Genomic DNA, 17,173 nt, shown 5'->3' with positions numbered 1-17,173 from the left:
TGAACGGCCGCCGCGTTCCGATGCAGCAATTGAACGACGAGACCTGATGGATGTCATCCGGTTCTCGTCCGTAGGAACGGGAACGGAATGACCGACAACAACGACGACAAGACACTCAATGCGCCGGCCAAGAAGACTCTTACCCTGAAACCGGGCGGGATGAATCAGGGCACCGTGCGGCAGGACATGGGTCGAGGTCGCACCAACGCGGTTGTCGTGGAAACACGCAAGCGCCGCCCCCTGCGTCCCGAAGACGAGAAGCCGGTTCAGCCTGTCGTGGCGGCAGCACCGGCGCCGAAGCCGGCAGCGCCTGCCCCTTCGGCACCGCGTCCGCAGGCCCCCCAGCAACGCATTCAACAGCCGAGCAACCAACAGCAGCGTCCGGGTTCTTCCCATTCGCAGCAGCGCCCCGGCTCGTCCGCACCGCAGCAGCGCCAGCCTGACCGTCCGCGCGGCAACGTTCTGCACGACCTGTCCGCAGGCGAGATGGAAGCCCGCCGCCGTGCGCTGATAGAAGCGCAGGCTCGCGATGTTATCGAAGCCAAGCAGCGCGCCGAAGACGAAGCCCGCCGCAAGGTGGAAGAAGAACACCGCATCGCCGCTGAAAAGATCGAAGCCGAAAACCGCGCTGCCGAAGAGGCTGCGGCGGCAAAGATCGCTGCGAGCCAGCCTGTTACGGAAGCGAAATCCGATCTGTCCGGCGAAAAGCCGGCTGCGGCCGCTGCGCCGGCGCCACGCGCTGACGCCCGTCCCCAGCCCGCGGCTCCCCGTTCCGCTCCCGCCACGCCCGATGCCGCCGCTCCCCGCGGACGCCGCACCGGTGGCGACGACGAGGACGATCGCGGCGCAGTCCGTCGTGGCAGCAGCCTTCCGGCTCGCGGCAAGGTCGTGGCTCCGGTTCCGGCCAAGCCTGCAGCCCGCCTGAAGACCGAAGAAGAGCGCCGTCGTGGCAAGCTGACCGTGACCGCCGCCAATCTGGAAGAAGATGGTACGCCGCGTGGCCGCTCCATGGCATCCATGCGCCGCCGCCAGGAGAAATTCCGTCGCAGCCAGATGCAGGAAACCCGCGAAAAGGTTCTGCGCGAAGTCATCCTGCCGGAAACCATCACCATTCAGGAACTGTCGCAGCGCATGTCCGAACGCGCCGTTGACGTCATCAAGTTCCTGATGAAGGAAGGCCAGATGCTGAAGCCGGGCGACGTGATCGACGCCGATCTGGCGGAACTGATCGCGGTCGAATTCGGCCATACGGTCAAGCGCGTTTCCGAATCCGACGTTGAAGAAGGTCTCTTCAACAAGGCTGACGATGAAGGCGAGATGGTTTCCCGTCCGCCGGTCGTGACCATCATGGGCCACGTCGACCACGGCAAGACCTCGCTGCTCGACGCCATTCGTCAGGCGAATGTCGTTGCTGGCGAGGCCGGTGGCATCACCCAGCATATCGGCGCCTATCAGGTCGAAAAGAACGGTCAGAAGATCACCTTCATCGACACCCCCGGCCACGCCGCCTTTACGGCAATGCGTGCCCGTGGTGCGCAGGCAACCGACATCGCCGTGCTGGTTGTTGCAGCCGACGACAGCGTGATGCCGCAGACGATCGAGTCGATCAACCATGCGAAGGCGGCCGGTGTTCCGATCGTCGTTGCGATCAACAAGATCGACAAGCACGAGGCAAACCCTGAAAAGGTTCGCCAGCAGCTGCTGCAGCACGAAGTTTTCGTGGAATCGATGGGTGGTGAAGTTCTTGATGTCGAAGTGTCGGCCAAGAACAAGCTCAACCTCGACAAGCTGCTCGAAGCGATCCTGCTTCAGGCGGAAATCCTCGATCTCAAGGCGGATCCAAGCCGCACTGCGGAAGGCACGGTCATCGAAGCCGAGCTGGACCGTGGACGTGGTGCAGTCGCGACCGTTCTCGTGCAGAAGGGTACACTGAAGCCCGGCCAGATCATCGTTGCCGGTGACCAGTGGGGTCGTGTGCGCGCGCTCGTCAACGACAAGGGCGACCACGTCAAGGAAGCCGGTCCGGCCATGCCGGTCGAAATCCTCGGCCTCTCCGGTACGCCGTCGGCCGGTGACCGTTTTGCGGTTGTCGAAAACGAAGGTCGTGCTCGCGAGATCTCCGAATACCGCCAGCGTCTGGCACGCGACAAGGCTGTTGCCCGTCAGACCGGTCAGCGCGGCTCGCTGGAACAGATGATGAGCCAGTTGCAGACTTCGGGATTGAAGGAATTCCCGCTGGTCATCAAGGCGGACGTGCAAGGTTCGGTCGAAGCCATTATCGCTTCGCTCGACAAGCTCGGCACAGACGAAGTCCGCGCTCGTGTCGTTCACTCTGGTGCTGGTGCCATCACGGAATCGGATATCTCGCTTGCCGAGGCATCGAACGCCGCGATCATCGGCTTCAACGTTCGCGCCAACGCACAGGCACGTACGGCGTCCGAACGCGCCGGTATCGAAATCCGCTACTACAACATCATCTACGATCTGGTGGATGACGTGAAGGCGGCGATGTCGGGTCTGCTTTCGCCGGAACGTCGCGAGACCTTCCTCGGCAATGCCGAAATCCTCGAGGTGTTCAACATCACCAAGGTCGGTAAGGTCGCGGGTTGCCGCGTCGTCGAGGGCAAGGTGGAACGTGGTGCGGGTGTGCGTCTGGTGCGCGACAACGTCGTTATCCACGAAGGCAAGCTCAAGACCCTCAAGCGCTTCAAGGACGAAGTCAACGAAGTGCCTGTTGGTCAGGAGTGCGGTATGGCCTTCGAGAATTACGAAGACATTCGCGCCGGTGACACCATCGAGTGCTTCCGCGTCGAACACATCACGAGAACGCTCTAAGCGTCTCGCCGCAAAACAGGACTTTTCTGTCGGGCGCCGGCTTCACCGGCGCTCGCTCCGTTTGAGGCATTACCCATGGCAAAAGCAACATCATCGGCCCCTTCGCAACGCATGCTGCGTGTTGGCGAACAGGTGCGCGCCGCACTGACCCAAATTCTCCAGCGCGGTGAAGTCCGCGACGATCTGATCGAAGGCACCGTCATTTCCATTTCGGAAGTGCGCATGTCGCCCGATCTCAAGATAGCGACCGCTTACGTGACGCCGCTTGGCGTTGCGGATCATACCGACATCATCAACGCCCTGAACCGCCACGCAAAGTTCATGCGCGGCCGCCTCGGCCCGCAATTGCGACAGATGAAGTATATGCCGGAACTGCGTTTCCGCGACGATACGAGTTTCGACAACTACCAGAAGATCGACGCACTCCTGCGGTCACCGGAGGTGCAGCGCGATCTGGGACCTTCGAACGAAAAAGACGACGAACAGAACTGAAGCATGTCCAAACCACGCAAACAGCAGAACCGCAAACCCAAGGGCCGCCCGATCTCGGGCTGGCTCATTCTCGACAAGCCGCTCGATTTCGGCTCAACCGAAGCCGTTTCCAAGATCAAATGGCTGTTCAACGCCCAGAAGGCAGGTCACGCCGGAACGCTCGACCCCTTGGCGTCCGGCATGCTGCCGATTGCCCTCGGTGACGCCACCAAGACCGTTCCTTACGTCATGGACGGCCGGAAAATCTACGAGTTTACCGTCACCTGGGGTGAAGAACGCGCAACCGACGATCTGGAAGGCGAGGTGGTCAACTCCTCCGACCAGCGCCCGGACGAACAGGCGATCCGCGATATTCTGCCCAATTATACCGGCGTGATCATGCAGACGCCGCCGCAGTTTTCCGCCATCAAGATTGCCGGCGAGCGGGCCTATGATCTGGCGCGTGAAGGCGAAACGGTGGAGATTCCCGCGCGCGAGGTGGAAATTCACCGCCTGACGCTGCTCGCCTGCCCCGACGCCAGCACAGCGCATTTCGAAGTGGAATGCGGCAAGGGTACCTACGTGCGGGCACTTGCGCGCGACATGGGCCGGGATCTCGGCTGTTTCGGTCATATTTCGCAATTGCGCCGTACCATGGTCGCGCCATTCGGCGAGGACATGATGGTGCCGCTCGAAACCTTGACGGCGCTCGAAGCCATCGAAGACCGCGACGAGCGGCTCGAAGCGCTCGATGCTTTTCTGATCAACACGGCGGAAGCGCTTTCATCCCTTCCCCACCTCATCATCAATGATGATCAGGCACACCGGCTGAAGATGGGCAACCCGATCCTGCTGCGCGGGCGTGATGCGCCGGCCAATCACCCGGAGGCCTACGCCACTGCGCATGGCAAGCTCATTGCCATCGGCGAGATCGGCGAGGGCGAATTCCGGCCGAAGCGCGTTTTCGGTTGAGACGAGCCTTGAGGGGCGGCGTCAATCGCCTCTTTCAATTGTACCCGGAATAGTTTATAGGCAGCGCCAGCTTGGGCTTTGCCTATGCTGCCGAATGGCCAGAGCTGGACGACATCCCGGCTCTAGGCGTCCCATTTTTCCTTAAAATAGAAAGGATCGTCCGATGTCGATTACTGCAGAGCGCAAAGCCGCCCTCATCAAGGAATATGCAACGAACGAAGGCGACACCGGTTCTCCGGAAGTTCAGGTCGCTATTCTGACCGAGCGGATCAACAACCTGACCGGTCACTTCAAGGACCACAAGAAGGACAACCACTCCCGTCGTGGCCTTCTGACGCTGGTTTCGAGCCGCCGTTCGCTTCTCGACTATCTGAAGAAGAAGGACGAAGCCCGTTACAGCAAGCTGATCGGTGCTCTCGGCATTCGCCGCTAAAACCTTATCCGGCGGGTTTCGCAACGATACCCGCCGGTTTTTATATCTGGCCTTTTGAAGGTCATCTTCAATTTCCGGGCGTTCGCCATAGATGTGGCCCCCGGACGATAAGGCAGCCCCGGATGGGCCGGTGCAGCCTTTTCAACCGCAGACCTGTCATGGGGCAGGATTGCCGGATGCTTGCACCTTGAAAGCCTCCGGCTGTCTTGCCCGTGATTGCGTCGTTCGTTGCCCCCTCGCAAGGCGGGCATACACAAACAAGGACAAGATATGTTCAATAAACACTCCGTGGAAATCGAATGGGCTGGCCGCCCGCTGAAGCTCGAGACAGGCAAGGTTGCCCGTCAGGCTGACGGCGCCGTCATCGCAACCTACGGCGAGACGATGGTTCTTGCGACGGTGGTTTCCGCAAAGTCTCCGAAGCCGGGACAGGACTTCTTCCCGCTCACCGTGAACTACCAGGAAAAGACCTACGCAGCCGGCAAGATCCCCGGCGGCTATTTCAAGCGCGAAGGCCGTCCGTCGGAAAAGGAAACGCTGGTTTCCCGCCTGATCGACCGTCCGATCCGCCCGCTGTTTCCTGAAGGCTACAAGAACGACACGCAGGTTGTCGTAACGGTCATTCAGCACGACCTCGAAAATGACCCGGACGTTCTGTCGATGGTTGCCGCATCCGCTGCGCTCACACTGTCGGGCATTCCTTTCATGGGCCCGGTCGGCGGCGCGCGCGTTGGCTACATCAACGGCGAATATGTTCTGAACCCGCATCTTGATGAGATGGATGAATCGGTTCTGGATCTGGTTGTTGCCGGCACGCAGGACGCCGTCCTGATGGTGGAGTCGGAAGCCAAGGAACTCAACGAAGACGTCATGCTCGGCGCCGTCATGTTCGGCCATCGCGGCTTCCAGCCGGTTATCGACGCGATCATCAAGTTAGCTGAAGTTGCCGCCAAGGAACCGCGCGAATTCGAACCGGAAGATTTCTCCGCGCTCGAAAACGAAATGCTCGGCCTTGCCGAAACCGAACTGCGCACCGCCTACAAGATCACCGAAAAGGCTGCCCGTTACGCCGCCGTCGACGCCGTAAAGGCGAAGGTCAAGGCTCACTTCCTGCCGGAAGAAGGCGAAGCGAAGTATAGCCCGGAAGAAATCGGCGCTGTCTTCAAGCACCTTCAGGCGAAGATCGTTCGCTGGAACGTTCTCGACACCAAGAGCCGTATCGATGGCCGCGACCTGTCGACCGTTCGTCCGATCGTTTCGGAAGTTGGCATCCTGCCGCGTACGCACGGCTCGGCGCTGTTCACCCGTGGTGAAACCCAGGCGATCGTTGTTGCAACGCTCGGCACCGGCGAAGACGAACAGTATGTCGACAGCCTGACCGGCATGTACAAGGAACGTTTCCTTCTGCATTACAACTTCCCGCCCTACTCGGTCGGTGAAACGGGCCGTATGGGCTCCCCGGGCCGTCGCGAAATCGGTCACGGCAAGCTCGCATGGCGCGCTATCCGTCCGATGCTGCCGACCGCGGAACAGTTCCCCTACACGCTGCGCGTCGTTTCCGAAATCACCGAGTCCAACGGCTCTTCGTCGATGGCAACGGTTTGCGGCACCTCGCTTGCACTGATGGACGCTGGCGTACCGCTTGCCAAGCCAGTTGCCGGTATCGCCATGGGCCTTATCCTCGAAGGCGAGCGCTTTGCGGTTCTCTCCGACATTCTGGGTGACGAAGATCACCTCGGCGACATGGACTTCAAGGTTGCAGGTACAGCCGACGGCATCACCTCGCTGCAGATGGACATCAAGATCGCCGGCATCACCGAAGAGATCATGAAGATCGCTCTGGAGCAGGCACAGGGTGGCCGCAAGCACATCCTCGGCGAAATGGCGAATGCCATCACCGAGAGCCGCGGCCAGCTTGGCGAGTTCGCACCGCGCATCGAAGTGATGAACATTCCGGTCGACAAGATCCGTGAAGTCATCGGTTCGGGCGGCAAGGTCATCCGCGAAATCGTCGAAAAGACCGGCGCCAAGATCAACATCGAAGACGACGGCACCGTCAAGATCGCTTCTGCTTCCGGCAAGGAAATCGAAGCGGCTCGCAAGTGGATCCATTCGATCGTTGCAGAACCGGAAGTCGGCCAGATCTACGAAGGTACGGTCGTCAAGACCGCTGACTTCGGCGCTTTCGTCAACTTCTTCGGCGCCCGCGACGGCCTCGTTCATATCTCGCAGCTCGCTTCCGAGCGTGTCGCCAAGACCTCCGACGTCGTCAAGGAAGGCGACAAGGTCTGGGTCAAGCTGATGGGCTTCGACGAGCGTGGCAAGGTTCGCCTGTCCATGAAGGTTGTCGACCAGGCAACCGGCAAGGAAGTTGCCGCAGACAAGAAGAAGGAAGATGGCGAAGCCGCTGCCGAATAAGGCAGTCTCGCCAGACCCTATCGAGGCGCGGGTTTTGCCCGCGCCTTTTTTCTATTCCATCTTGAGGACGCTCCAAATGAGCCGTGACGCTGTTAAAACCCTTTTCCATCCCTTTGCCGCAGAGATGCTCGACTTGCCGAAAGAGGGCGAGCGCGTTCTGTTTCTGGGAGCGGAAGCCGGCCCGCGGCTAGACGGTTTTAACGCTGACATCGTCTCGGTTCAGAATTTTCGACCGCTTTACCGGGCTCTTCAGGCGCAGAACGCAGAAGTCACCCCGGATATTTCCGGCGAGGACTACGATGCGGCACTGCTGCTTTGCGGCAAACATCGCGGCGAGAACGAAAACCGCGTCGCTGAAGCGCTCTCGCGCGTCAAGGCGGGTGGGTTGATCGTTGCGGCAGGATCGAAGGAAGACGGCATCCTGACGCTGCGCAAGACACTGGCAAAGCTTGGCATCGAGGCGGAATCGACGCCGAAGTACCACGGCGTCGCCCTCTGGTTCAAACGGCCGGAAGACGTTGCATCTGCCGTGTCGAAACTCGCGCAACATTCCGTTACGGTTGCTGGCCGTTTCACCGCCATGCCCGGCATGTTCTCGCATGACCGCGTGGACGATGGCTCGGAGCTGCTCGCGTCGCGCCTGCCGACGGACTTCGACGGCAACGCCGCCGATTTCGGCGCAGGCTGGGGTTATCTCTCGGTCATGCTGGCGGAAAAATCGCCGCGCACGGCGCGTATCGATCTTTTCGAAGCGGACTGGAACGCTCTTGAATTCGCCAAGACCAATCTTCTTGAAAACAATCCGCGCCTGACGGCACGCTTCTTCTGGCAGGACCTTGCAAACGAGCCGCCGAAAGAAAAGTACGACCTCATCATCATGAATCCGCCTTTCCACGCGGCAGGACAGGCGGCAGAACCCGCGCTCGGTCAGGCCTTTATCAAGACGGCGGCCGGCGCGCTTCGCAACGGTGGAAAGCTGCTAATGGTCGCCAATCGCGGCATGCCCTATGAGCCGGTTCTGGCGGCGGAATTCCGCACCAGCGCCGAGGTATGCCGCAACGCGCGCTTCAAGATCCTGAGCGCCCAGAAGTAAGCAATTCGAGCATCATCAGCTCAACAGCCATGCCCACAGCGACACGGAAAGAACACCGGTCGCCGTGGAAATGCTGATGGTGGAGGCCGCAACGCTGTGGCCGATACCGAAGCGGTTGGCGATCAGCCATGCATTCACCCCTGTCGGCACCGACGAGGTGAGCACGAGGGCAGCCGTCCATTCCCGGCTGAGGCCGAGAGCGTGGCCCATGGCCCACACGCAGGCAGGCAGAAGCAGCAGTTTGAAAACCGTCATGGTGACGGCAATCCCCAGATTACCGCGAATGGTGTATTTCGTCAGCGCCATGCCGAGCGAGATGAGCGCTGCCGGTCCCGCCATGGACGCGATCTGGTCAACCACGGTCTTGAGGATGGGCGTGAGCGTCACGCCTGAAACATTGGTCGAAAGCCCGATGAAAAGTCCGATCACCAGCGGATTTGTGATGAGGTTGCGGCCGACCTGCCTGAAGACAGAAGCCATGCTGCGCTTTTCGCCGCCCACCGCCTTGTGCGTGGCGTTCTCCATCAGGATGGTACCGGCAATCATCATGACCGGCAGATGGATGGCCAGCAGAATGGAGAGGGCGACCAGCCCCTCATCCCCGATGGACCGCCCGACGAGCGGCAGGCCGATGAAGATATTGTTGGCAAAGGCCGAGGATATGCCGGCTATGACGGCGATGCGACTATCCTGCTTGAAGATGTACCGCGTGACGATATGCCCAACCGTCCAGGTTACGGCAACGCCGGCGAAATAGGTCAGCCACAGCCGGAAGGGCGATGCGCCGTGAAAATTCGCTTCCGCAAGAGTGCGGAAGATCAAAGTCGGCACGGCGATCTTGAACACGAAATCGCTGAGAATCTCACCGGCATCAGCTCTGAACAAGCCTGCCTTGACGGTGAGCCAGCCGATCAGGATGAGAATGAAAATCGGAGCGACGTTCGCGGCAACGGCAGACATGGAGGGAGAGCTTTCGCGGCTTTTGCGGGAGATACTCCGCTTTAGAGCCTTTTCCACAGGAATGGAATCGCGAAAACGCTGCACCCCGATGTTTCATTCAATACGCGACGTAGCTCCGTGAGGTATTTTTGCAGAAAGCCCCTCAAAACCGGTCACTGGATCAAGTGGCGCTGCGGTCGGTTTTTCGAGTACCGTCTGTAATGAAAACCCGCTTGCGGCATTCTAGAAAGGGGCGCCGCAAAGGTGGACCAAAAGAAAAAGCGGGGTTTCCCCCGCCTTTTGTCATATCCGTTATACGCCGTCAGTACATCCGTGACGGAGATAACGGGTGAGCCAGAAGACCTCATGTCTCCTATTCTGGTACGTATTCACACACCGTTTGCTCTGATCGGAGTGATAGCTTAACCACATTACAGGCACATGACGCGTTTCTGTCTCTGGTGGAGAACCGCATATTTTCCCTTTGGGCTTTTCTTGCCGCCAGAATTGTTTAAGACCGTTCAAAAATGTGCACCCTGCAAACCGGATAGGGCCTATGACGAAATTCGACGTACTGACTGTCGGCAATGCCATCGTCGACATCATTTCCCGTTGTGATGATCGCTTCCTCAATGATAACGCCATCACCAAGGGCGCGATGAACCTCATCGACGCGGAGCGGGCCGAACTGCTCTATTCGCTGATGGGACCAGCTCTCGAGGCCTCCGGCGGAAGTGCGGGCAACACGGCGGCGGGCGTGGCGAATTTCGGTGGCAGGGCGGCTTATTTCGGCAAGGTGGCCGAAGACCAGCTCGGCGAAATCTTCCAGCACGATATCCGCGCGCAGGGCGTCTATTTCGAAACGAAGCCGGAAGGCACGTTTCCGCCGACTGCCCGCTCAATGATCTTCGTCACGGAAGACGGTGAGCGCTCGATGAACACCTATCTCGGCGCCTGCGTCGATCTCGGTCCGGAAGATGTAGAAGAAGACGTCGTAGCGAACACGAAGATCACCTATTTCGAAGGTTACCTGTGGGATCCGCCGCGCGCCAAGGATGCCATTCGCGATTGCGCCCGCATTGCGCATGAGAACGGCCGTGAAGTCTCCATGACGCTTTCCGACAGTTTCTGCGTTGGCCGCTACCGCGAAGAATTTCTCGACCTGATGCGTTCCGGCACCGTGGACATCGTTTTCGCCAACAAGCAGGAAGCTCTCTCGCTCTATGAAACCGACGATTTCGAGCTGGCGCTGACGAAAATCGCTGCCGATTGCAAGATCGCAGCGGTAACGATGAGCGAAGAAGGCGCCGTTATCCTGCGCGGCACGGAACGCGTGAAGGTAGAAGCCTATCCGGTATATGACGTGGTCGACACAACGGGTGCCGGCGATCTTTTCGCCGCCGGCTTCCTGTTCGGTTACACGCAGGATCGGTCTCTGGAAGATTGCGGCAAACTCGGCTGCCTTGCTGCTGCCGCCGTCATTCAGCAGGTCGGGCCGCGCCCGATGTCATCGCTCAAGGCGCTGGGCGAGAAAAACGGCCTTATTTAAAGGCCTCGCCGGGATAAGCACCCCAGATTTCACCCTGCGACACCCAGCCTGAGGCCTGACCGGCCTCGGCGCGGCACCAGTCGCCGTTGCATTCACCGATCCTGAAGACGACACCCGGCTCCAGCCGGGCGATGACGGAGGCGCCCGACTGTGCGTCGCGGCGCATGTTCACGTAGACATCCTTGCCCTTGCCGCGCATCCAGGGCGCGGCGACGGCCGTGCGCTCGCCGGAGAGCAGCGCCTGGTTAACCCAGCCTTCCGTGCCATCGGCATCGCGGATGCGCCGCCAGTTCTCATATTCCTGAATGATTTCAACCGGCATTCCCGATTTCATATACATCCAGGAAACGGCATAATCCGTGCTGGGTCCGATGCGCATGTTGACGCGCTTGGATTTCAGGCTGACAAAACGGGGCAAAGGCAGGCCGCTTGCGCCTTTGGCAGCGCCTTGCGCCATGGCCTCGTTCGCCACACCAAAGAGGCCCAGAGACAATGCAATGCAAACCATAGAAACTACACTGCGCATGCCCATTTCCGTTTCCTGCCTTCTGCAAACCGGATTAAATTCGAGGAGGCTCGTTTCCACACGCCTCAAGCTTCGGCGAGTTTTATTTGTCTTCGCCGGTGGGTCTGGTAGAAACGCCCTGATTGAAAGAAATTATCGCTCTTTCTGGTTAATGACTTCTGAACAAGGCAGCGGCAAACGATGACCCACAAGAAGAGACCGACAGTCTATATCACCCGCAAATTGCCTGACGTCGTCGAAACCAGAATGCGGGAACTCTTCGATGCCGAACTGAATATCGACGATACGCAGCGCCGCGAGGAAGAGCTTGTGGCCGCCATGCAGCGGGTCGACGTTCTGGTGCCAACAGTCACGGACCGCATCACCGCCGCCATGATCGAGAAAGCGGGGCCGCAACTGAAACTGATCGCCAGCTTCTCCAACGGCATAGACCATGTGGATGTGGACGCGGCCGCCCGAAAGGGCATCACCGTGACCAACACGCCCAATGTGCTGACCGAAGACAGCGCCGATATCACCATGGCGCTGGTGCTGGCCGTGCCGCGCCGCCTGATCGAAGGCACGCGCGTGCTTGCCAATGGCGCCGACGAATGGCTGGGCTGGTCGCCGACCTGGATGCTGGGACGGCGCATTTCCGGCAAACGCATCGGCATTGTCGGCATGGGCCGCATCGGTACGGCAGTTGCGCGGCGCGCCAAGGCTTTCGGCCTCTCCATTCACTATCACAACCGCAAACGCGTCAACCCGGCGACGGAAGCGGAGCTTGAGGCGACCTATTGGGATAGCCTCGACCAGATGCTGGCGCGGGTGGATATCGTTTCCGTCAATTGCCCCTCCACACCTGCGACCTATCACCTGATCTCGGCACGACGGCTCGCGCTGATGCAGCCGACAAGCTACATCGTCAATACGGCGCGCGGCGATATCATCGATGAGGCGGCAATGATCCAGTGCCTGCGCGAGGGAAAGATCGCCGGAGCCGGTCTTGATGTCTACGAGAACGAACCCGCAATCAATCCCAAGCTCATCAAGCTCGCGAGAGAAGGCAAGGTCGTGCTGCTTCCCCATATGGGCTCAGCGACGATCGAGGGACGGATCGAGATGGGTGACAAGGTCATCATCAACATCCGCACGCTTTTCGACGGACACCGACCGCCGAACCGGGTGCTGCCGGGGCGGAACTGAACCGGTTCAGACAAGCCGTGTCCGATCGTGACATGGGAGGGAAAAGCAGGCTTTTAAGCGGAGCAAAAATTGAGCCGTCTCAGCCGAGGAATTTCGTCATTTCAATCGAAGTCGTGCGGTCATAACCCGGATGGGCGTTTTCAGCGGTTTTGATGAAACCCCAGGCGGCGAATTTCGTGTGATTGCCGACAAGCTCGATGCGCGTTTCCAGCCGCAGCGCCGGTAACGCCAATTCGCGGGCCAATGCTTCGGCCCGCTCCAGAAGCATTTTGCCGATGCCTTTGCCCTGCGCTTTCGGGGAGACGCACAGCTTGCCGACGTAAAGGCAGGCCGGTGGTTCCGGCCGGCAAAACAGGCAGCCAACAATCTCATCACCATCCAGCGCCACGAAAGCGGTCTCCACCCTCGCCTTCTCCGCGAGATTTTCGAGCGTCAAACGGTGAGCCGACGATGGTGGGTCGATGACGCCGTCCATATAGGCGAAGGACGACATGATAAGCGCAAGCAGCTCCTGCCAGCGCTCGAATTCTTCGCCAATCCTTGTGATCTCGGTCATGTTTTTTTTCCAGCAGGGCGGCGCTTGTAACGCACGGTTTCGAAGCGGGCCGACAGGGCGTCATAAAGAAGCAGGCGGCCGACCAATGGCTCGCCGGCACCGGTGATCACCTTGATGGCCTCCATGGCCATGATCGTGCCGATCACGCCGGTCAAAGCACCGACGATGCCCGTTTCCGCACAATTCGGAATAAGCCCCTGCGGCGGTGGCTCCGGAAACAGATCGCGATACCCCGGCAGCAGATTACCATCGGCACCCGCCTCATAGGGTTTCAGCACCGTTACCGAACCATCGAAACGGCCGACAGCGCCCGTTACCAGTGGCCTTTTAGCAGCCTCTGCGGCATCGGCAGCGGCATAACGTGTGTCGAAATTATCAGAGCCGTCGATAAGGAGATCGAATGATGGCAGATGGGTGTGCGCCCAGACCTGCGAAAAACGCTCCTCAAAAACAAGGGTACGCACATGCGGGTTGAGCCGGGCGATGGCTGCGCGGGCGCTTGCCGTTTTCAGCTCACCGATCGTGCCGGTATCGTGGATCACCTGCCGCTGGAGATTGGACAGGGAGACCACGTCGTCATCGATCAGGCCAAGCGTGCCGACACCGGCTGCAGCAAGATAATGAAGGACAGGCGCGCCAAGGCCACCAGCCCCGATCACCAGCACCCTCGCCGCCTTCAGACGCTGCTGCCCGGCACCGCCGATTTCCGGCAGAAGAATATGGCGCTTGTAGCGTTCGATTTCGTCCGGGCTCAGCGGGTCCATGTCGCACTCCATTTTTTTGCCGTCATGCCGTGATGCCCCCGTGGGAGACATTGAAGAATTGCGCCCTGTCGCCAAGGGCGGAGAACATTGCCGCATCCGTTCCGGTCATGAAACTCTGACCACCGAGCGCGTGAATGAGATCGAACAGAGCCGCCCGCCTGCCCTCATCCAGATGCGCGGCAATTTCGTCGAGCAGCAGAACCGGCGCATGGCCGGTCATGTTGGCGGTGAGCTGGGCATGCGCAAGCACCAATCCCACCAGCAGCGCCTTCTGTTCTCCAGTCGAGCAACGCTCTGCCTCCATGTTCTTTTCCGCATGGCGCACGAACAGATCGACACGGTGTGGCCCATCAAGCGTGCGGCCTGCCGCCGCGTCCCGATACCGGCCTTCGCGCAGCGTAAACCTATACTCGTCTTCCAGATCGACAGCCGGCCGGTTGAGCGTGTCGTCCATGAAACCCGAGAGCGCCAGCGCCGCCGAGGGGAAGGCAGCATTGCCGGAACGGCCTTCGATGAGGCTCTTCAAAAGACCCAACATTTCATAGCGCGCGAGCGCCATGGAAATGCCGAGTTCCGCCATCTGCTTCTCGATACCGTCCAGCCAGACCGGATCGAAACGGCCTTCCGAAAGCAGACGGTTGCGGCCGCGCATGGCCTTTTCGAAGTCGCTTGCCCGCCGTCCATGCGCGGGATCGAGCGAGAGCACCAACCGATCGAGAAAACGCCGGCGATCCGAGGATGAACCGGTAAAAAGCCCATCCATGGCAGGCGTCAGCCACAGCACCCGCAGATGATCCGTCAATTCATCGACCGACTTCACCGATGTCCCGTTCAGCCTCAGGCGGCGCGACACTACCTCGCCGTCACCCTCGATCCCGGTTCCGATGGCGACCTCGCCGTCCATGCCGTCGACATCCGCAAAAATCGAAAAACCGGCGGCCTCCGCCCCCACTCGCGTCACATCGGACAGGGTGGCGCGGCGCAGGCCCCTTCCGGGCGAAAGAAACGAAACGGCCTCTAGGAGATTGGTCTTGCCGGAACCGTTGTCGCCCGTCAGCACCACGTGGCGGTCATCCAGCGTAAGCGACGCCGCCGCATAGTTGCGGAAGTCCGTGAGTTTCAGCCGTAAAAGCGACACCTTATTCGTCATCTGTACGGCCTAAAACGAACATAGCTGGATAGCAAGGTGGGGAATGCGTCGTTCGCATTGAACACAATGCCACCACACCGCAATCCAGTCTCCAGTAGCAACTTTTTGAGCGGCCGGTTATTTATGCGTGGTCCCTCATTATCGGTAACCCCATCCATGCGCCTGATTTTTTCGCTCCTCCTCGCTTTCAGCCTTCTTTCATCCTGCGCGGGCAGACCGGGGGCGGATGTGTTGCAGGCCATAAACACCAAGACCACCGATACGAAAATCGTGACAGCCTATGTGGCGAGCACGCGGGAGAAAAACAACGAGGCCAAAAAGGGCTTTGGCGCTGGGCGGGCGGCTGAGCTGAATTATGCGCGCTTCGACATTTCCATTCCTCCCAGCCATAAAAGCGGAAATATCGAATGGTCCAAAGGTAAGCCGAACCCGAGCAAGGATCTTGTCGTCACCAAAGCCGATATGCTGACGAAAACGCGTTTCAATTCCGATCTTGGCGACGTCACCCGCTCCGGCAAGCAGATCGCCCTTTTTGTGCATGGCTATAATTACAGCTATCAGGAAGCCTTGTTCCGTGCGGCGCAAATGGCAGCCGATGCCAATATGGATGGTGTGCCGCTGGTCTTTTCCTGGCCGTCTCAGGCGAGCGTCACCGGTTACGTGGCCGACAAGGAATCAGCGACCTATTCGCGAGACGCGCTGGCCATGGTGCTGACCGACCTTACCAGGCAGACACCGAAAAAAAGCATTGTCGTGTTCGGTCACAGCATGGGCGGCTGGCTGGTCATGGAAGCGCTGCGACAATTGCGCTTCGAAGGCAGGAACGATGTGCTCTCCAAACTACAGGTGGTGCTGGCCGCGCCGGATATCGACGCCGATGTTTTCCGCAAGCAGATCGAGGTGGTGGGAAGGCTCAATCCGCCGCTTACTGTTCTCGTCTCCAAGGACGACCGCGCCCTGAAGGCTTCCTCCATCCTGGGAGCCGACGTAACCCGCATCGGCGCGCTGGATGTGACCGATCCTCAAGTGCAGGAAGCCGCCCTGAAAGAGGGCGTTCAGTTCGTTGACATCTCCAACCTCAAGGCGTCGGATCCGCTCAACCACGACCGCTATGCGGCACTCGCGTCGCTGGTGCCGCAACTGGAGGCGAGCCGGAACGGCAACGGCGAAAATGGCATAGGCCGCGCGGGTGCCTTTGTGTTCGATGCTATCGGAGCAACAGTATCCAGCCCCTTCCGGCTTGCGAGCCAGGTCGTGAACCCGCAATAACTTTTGCGGGTTTTTGGCGACAACCGGTTCAGAAATCCCAGTCTTCGTCTTCGGTGGCGACCGCCTTGCCGATGACATAGGAAGAGCCCGAGCCGGAGAAGAAGTCGTGGTTCTCGTCGGCATTGGGAGACAGCGCCGATAGGATCGCCGGATTGACCCGGCAGGCCTCGGGCGGAAACAGCGCCTCGTAACCCAGATTCATCAAGGCCTTGTTGGCGTTGTAATGCAGGAACTGCTTGACGTCCTCCGTCAGGCCAACGCCGTCATAGAGGTCTTGGGTATATTTCGTCTCGTTGTCGTAAAGCTCGAGCAAAAGATCAAAGGCGAAATCCTTGATCTCCTGTTTTTCCGCTTCGCCCAGACGTTCGAGCGCGCGCTGGAACTTGTAGCCGATGTAATAGCCATGCACGGCCTCATCGCGAATGATGAGACGGATCAAATCGGCCGTGTTGGTAAGCTTGGCGCGGCTTGACCAGAACATCGGCAGGTAGAAGCCGGAATAGAACAGGAAGCTCTCCAGAAACACGCTGGCGATCTTCATTTTCAACGGATTTCCGCTATCATATTCGCGCATGATGAGCGCGGATTTGCGTTGCAGGAATTCGTTCTCCTCCGACCAGCGATAGGCGTCATCGACGTCAGGCGTGGAGCAGAGCGTCGAGAAGATCGAGGAATAGGAGCGGGCGTGGACCGCTTCCATGAAGGAGATGTTGGAAAGCACCGCCTCCTCATGCGGCGTCGCCGAATCCGCCATCAGGCGCACGGCGCCGACGCCATTCTGGATCGTGTCCAGCAATGTCAGCCCTGTGAAGACGCGGATCGTCAGGGTCTGCTCTTCCGGCTTCAGCGTTCCCCAGGACGGGATATCGTTGGAGAGCGGCACCTTTTCCGGTAGCCAGAAATTCGATGTCAGGCGATTCCAGACTTCGAGATCCTTGTCATCCTCGATGCGGTTCCAGTTGACCGCGCGAATACGGGACGCGGGTTTTACGGCAATGTTCATTGTCTTGTCC

Annotated in this window: 15 protein-coding genes; 9 read left to right on the top strand and 6 right to left on the bottom strand. The window is 59.6% G+C overall.

Translation table 11 applies throughout. The features are described 5' to 3' along the window. The first annotated feature begins 87 nt into the window (after window positions 1-87). The 6 genes from infB (at window position 88) to CRO62_RS18045 (ending at window position 8,222) form a co-directional block, all read left to right on the top strand. Window positions 88-2,835, top strand: coding sequence for a translation initiation factor IF-2 (gene infB, locus CRO62_RS18070; protein ID WP_097101078.1), 2,748 nt, complete (start codon window positions 88-90; stop codon window positions 2,833-2,835). 75 nt (window positions 2,836-2,910) lie between these two features. Beyond that, window positions 2,911-3,327: a 30S ribosome-binding factor RbfA gene (gene rbfA, locus CRO62_RS18065; protein ID WP_097101077.1), complete on the top strand. Its 417-nt coding sequence runs from the start codon at window positions 2,911-2,913 to the stop codon at window positions 3,325-3,327. Window positions 3,328-3,330: 3 nt separating this feature from the next. Then, window positions 3,331-4,278 carry a tRNA pseudouridine(55) synthase TruB gene (truB, locus tag CRO62_RS18060; RefSeq protein ID WP_097101076.1) on the top strand — a complete coding sequence of 316 codons (948 nt, stop codon included), beginning with the start codon at window positions 3,331-3,333 and terminating at the stop codon, window positions 4,276-4,278. Window positions 4,279-4,441: 163 nt separating this feature from the next. Then, on the top strand, window positions 4,442-4,711 hold the full coding sequence (gene rpsO / locus CRO62_RS18055) for a 30S ribosomal protein S15 (protein WP_003514294.1): 270 nt from the start codon (window positions 4,442-4,444) through the stop codon (window positions 4,709-4,711). Between the two features lie 270 nt (window positions 4,712-4,981). Then, complete coding sequence (pnp, locus tag CRO62_RS18050) at window positions 4,982-7,129, top strand: polyribonucleotide nucleotidyltransferase (RefSeq protein ID WP_003514278.1); 2,148 nt, start codon at window positions 4,982-4,984, stop codon at window positions 7,127-7,129. A gap of 76 nt (window positions 7,130-7,205) precedes the next feature. After that, the gene (locus tag CRO62_RS18045; protein WP_003514275.1) at window positions 7,206-8,222 is read left to right on the top strand and encodes a class I SAM-dependent methyltransferase; all 1,017 of its coding nucleotides are present in this window, start codon (window positions 7,206-7,208) and stop codon (window positions 8,220-8,222) included. A 15-nt stretch (window positions 8,223-8,237) separates the two neighbouring features. On the opposite strand, the gene CRO62_RS18040 is transcribed toward CRO62_RS18045, so the two are convergent. Next, entirely contained in the window at window positions 8,238-9,182 is a 945-nt protein-coding gene (locus CRO62_RS18040; RefSeq protein WP_013635221.1) for an AEC family transporter, read from the bottom strand. Window positions 9,183-9,717: 535 nt separating this feature from the next. Here CRO62_RS18040 and CRO62_RS18035 point away from each other — a divergent pair. Further along, the gene (locus CRO62_RS18035) at window positions 9,718-10,710 is read left to right on the top strand and encodes an adenosine kinase (RefSeq protein ID WP_097101075.1); all 993 of its coding nucleotides are present in this window, start codon (window positions 9,718-9,720) and stop codon (window positions 10,708-10,710) included. On the opposite strand, the gene CRO62_RS18030 is transcribed toward CRO62_RS18035, so the two are convergent. After that, window positions 10,703-11,236, bottom strand: coding sequence for an SH3 domain-containing protein (locus CRO62_RS18030; RefSeq protein ID WP_003514268.1), 534 nt, complete (start codon window positions 11,234-11,236; stop codon window positions 10,703-10,705). The two genes, CRO62_RS18035 and CRO62_RS18030, sit on opposite strands and share 8 nt — an antisense overlap. A 180-nt stretch (window positions 11,237-11,416) precedes the next feature. Here CRO62_RS18030 and CRO62_RS18025 point away from each other — a divergent pair, with 180 nt between their 5' ends. After that, on the top strand, window positions 11,417-12,421 hold the full coding sequence (locus CRO62_RS18025) for a 2-hydroxyacid dehydrogenase (protein ID WP_097101074.1): 1,005 nt from the start codon (window positions 11,417-11,419) through the stop codon (window positions 12,419-12,421). Between the two features lie 79 nt (window positions 12,422-12,500). Here the strand turns inward: CRO62_RS18025 and CRO62_RS18020 are convergent, their stop codons facing one another. Genes CRO62_RS18020 through recF form a run of 3 tightly spaced genes read right to left on the bottom strand, consistent with a single transcriptional unit; the run spans window position 12,501 to window position 14,891 of the window. Further along, window positions 12,501-12,977, bottom strand: a complete 477-nt coding sequence (locus tag CRO62_RS18020; RefSeq protein ID WP_097101073.1) for a GNAT family N-acetyltransferase — start codon at window positions 12,975-12,977, stop codon at window positions 12,501-12,503. Continuing rightward, complete coding sequence (locus CRO62_RS18015; protein WP_097101072.1) at window positions 12,974-13,741, bottom strand: molybdopterin-synthase adenylyltransferase MoeB; 768 nt, start codon at window positions 13,739-13,741, stop codon at window positions 12,974-12,976. The genes CRO62_RS18020 and CRO62_RS18015 overlap by 4 nt, the downstream gene beginning before the upstream one ends. 22 nt (window positions 13,742-13,763) lie before the next feature. Next, the gene (recF, locus tag CRO62_RS18010) at window positions 13,764-14,891 is read right to left on the bottom strand and encodes a DNA replication/repair protein RecF (RefSeq protein ID WP_097101071.1); all 1,128 of its coding nucleotides are present in this window, start codon (window positions 14,889-14,891) and stop codon (window positions 13,764-13,766) included. Window positions 14,892-15,047: 156 nt separating this feature from the next. Here recF and CRO62_RS18005 point away from each other — a divergent pair, with 156 nt between their 5' ends. Then, window positions 15,048-16,160, top strand: a complete 1,113-nt coding sequence (locus CRO62_RS18005) for an alpha/beta hydrolase (RefSeq protein ID WP_097101070.1) — start codon at window positions 15,048-15,050, stop codon at window positions 16,158-16,160. A 28-nt stretch (window positions 16,161-16,188) separates the two neighbouring features. Here CRO62_RS18005 and nrdF read toward each other — a convergent pair whose 3' ends face one another. Further along, window positions 16,189-17,163 carry a class 1b ribonucleoside-diphosphate reductase subunit beta gene (gene nrdF / locus CRO62_RS18000; RefSeq protein WP_097101069.1) on the bottom strand — a complete coding sequence of 325 codons (975 nt, stop codon included), beginning with the start codon at window positions 17,161-17,163 and terminating at the stop codon, window positions 16,189-16,191. Window positions 17,164-17,173: the final 10 nt, after the last annotated feature.

Source organism: Rhizobium sp. AN6A, assembly GCF_900215635.1.
Lineage (GTDB): Bacteria > Pseudomonadota > Alphaproteobacteria > Rhizobiales > Rhizobiaceae > Agrobacterium > Agrobacterium tumefaciens.
The sequence above is the reverse complement of the archived record's forward strand: the minus strand, read 5'-3'. Positions and strand labels throughout refer to the sequence as shown.

Excerpts from the sequence above, each read along its gene's own strand:
- infB (WP_097101078.1), top strand. The coding sequence starts at position 88 with ATGACCGACAACAACGACGACAAGACACTCAATGCGCCGGCCAAGAAG.
- rbfA (WP_097101077.1), top strand. The coding sequence starts at position 2,911 with ATGGCAAAAGCAACATCATCGGCCCCTTCGCAACGCATGCTGCGTGTT.
- truB (WP_097101076.1), top strand. The coding sequence starts at position 3,331 with ATGTCCAAACCACGCAAACAGCAGAACCGCAAACCCAAGGGCCGCCCG.
- rpsO (WP_003514294.1), top strand. The coding sequence starts at position 4,442 with ATGTCGATTACTGCAGAGCGCAAAGCCGCCCTCATCAAGGAATATGCA.
- pnp (WP_003514278.1), top strand. The coding sequence starts at position 4,982 with ATGTTCAATAAACACTCCGTGGAAATCGAATGGGCTGGCCGCCCGCTG.
- CRO62_RS18045 (WP_003514275.1), top strand. The coding sequence starts at position 7,206 with ATGAGCCGTGACGCTGTTAAAACCCTTTTCCATCCCTTTGCCGCAGAG.
- CRO62_RS18040 (WP_013635221.1), bottom strand. The coding sequence starts at position 9,182 with ATGTCTGCCGTTGCCGCGAACGTCGCTCCGATTTTCATTCTCATCCTG.
- CRO62_RS18035 (WP_097101075.1), top strand. The coding sequence starts at position 9,718 with ATGACGAAATTCGACGTACTGACTGTCGGCAATGCCATCGTCGACATC.
- CRO62_RS18030 (WP_003514268.1), bottom strand. The coding sequence starts at position 11,236 with ATGCGCAGTGTAGTTTCTATGGTTTGCATTGCATTGTCTCTGGGCCTC.
- CRO62_RS18025 (WP_097101074.1), top strand. The coding sequence starts at position 11,417 with ATGACCCACAAGAAGAGACCGACAGTCTATATCACCCGCAAATTGCCT.
- CRO62_RS18020 (WP_097101073.1), bottom strand. The coding sequence starts at position 12,977 with ATGACCGAGATCACAAGGATTGGCGAAGAATTCGAGCGCTGGCAGGAG.
- CRO62_RS18015 (WP_097101072.1), bottom strand. The coding sequence starts at position 13,741 with ATGGACCCGCTGAGCCCGGACGAAATCGAACGCTACAAGCGCCATATT.
- recF (WP_097101071.1), bottom strand. The coding sequence starts at position 14,891 with ATGACGAATAAGGTGTCGCTTTTACGGCTGAAACTCACGGACTTCCGC.
- CRO62_RS18005 (WP_097101070.1), top strand. The coding sequence starts at position 15,048 with ATGCGCCTGATTTTTTCGCTCCTCCTCGCTTTCAGCCTTCTTTCATCC.
- nrdF (WP_097101069.1), bottom strand. The coding sequence starts at position 17,163 with ATGAACATTGCCGTAAAACCCGCGTCCCGTATTCGCGCGGTCAACTGG.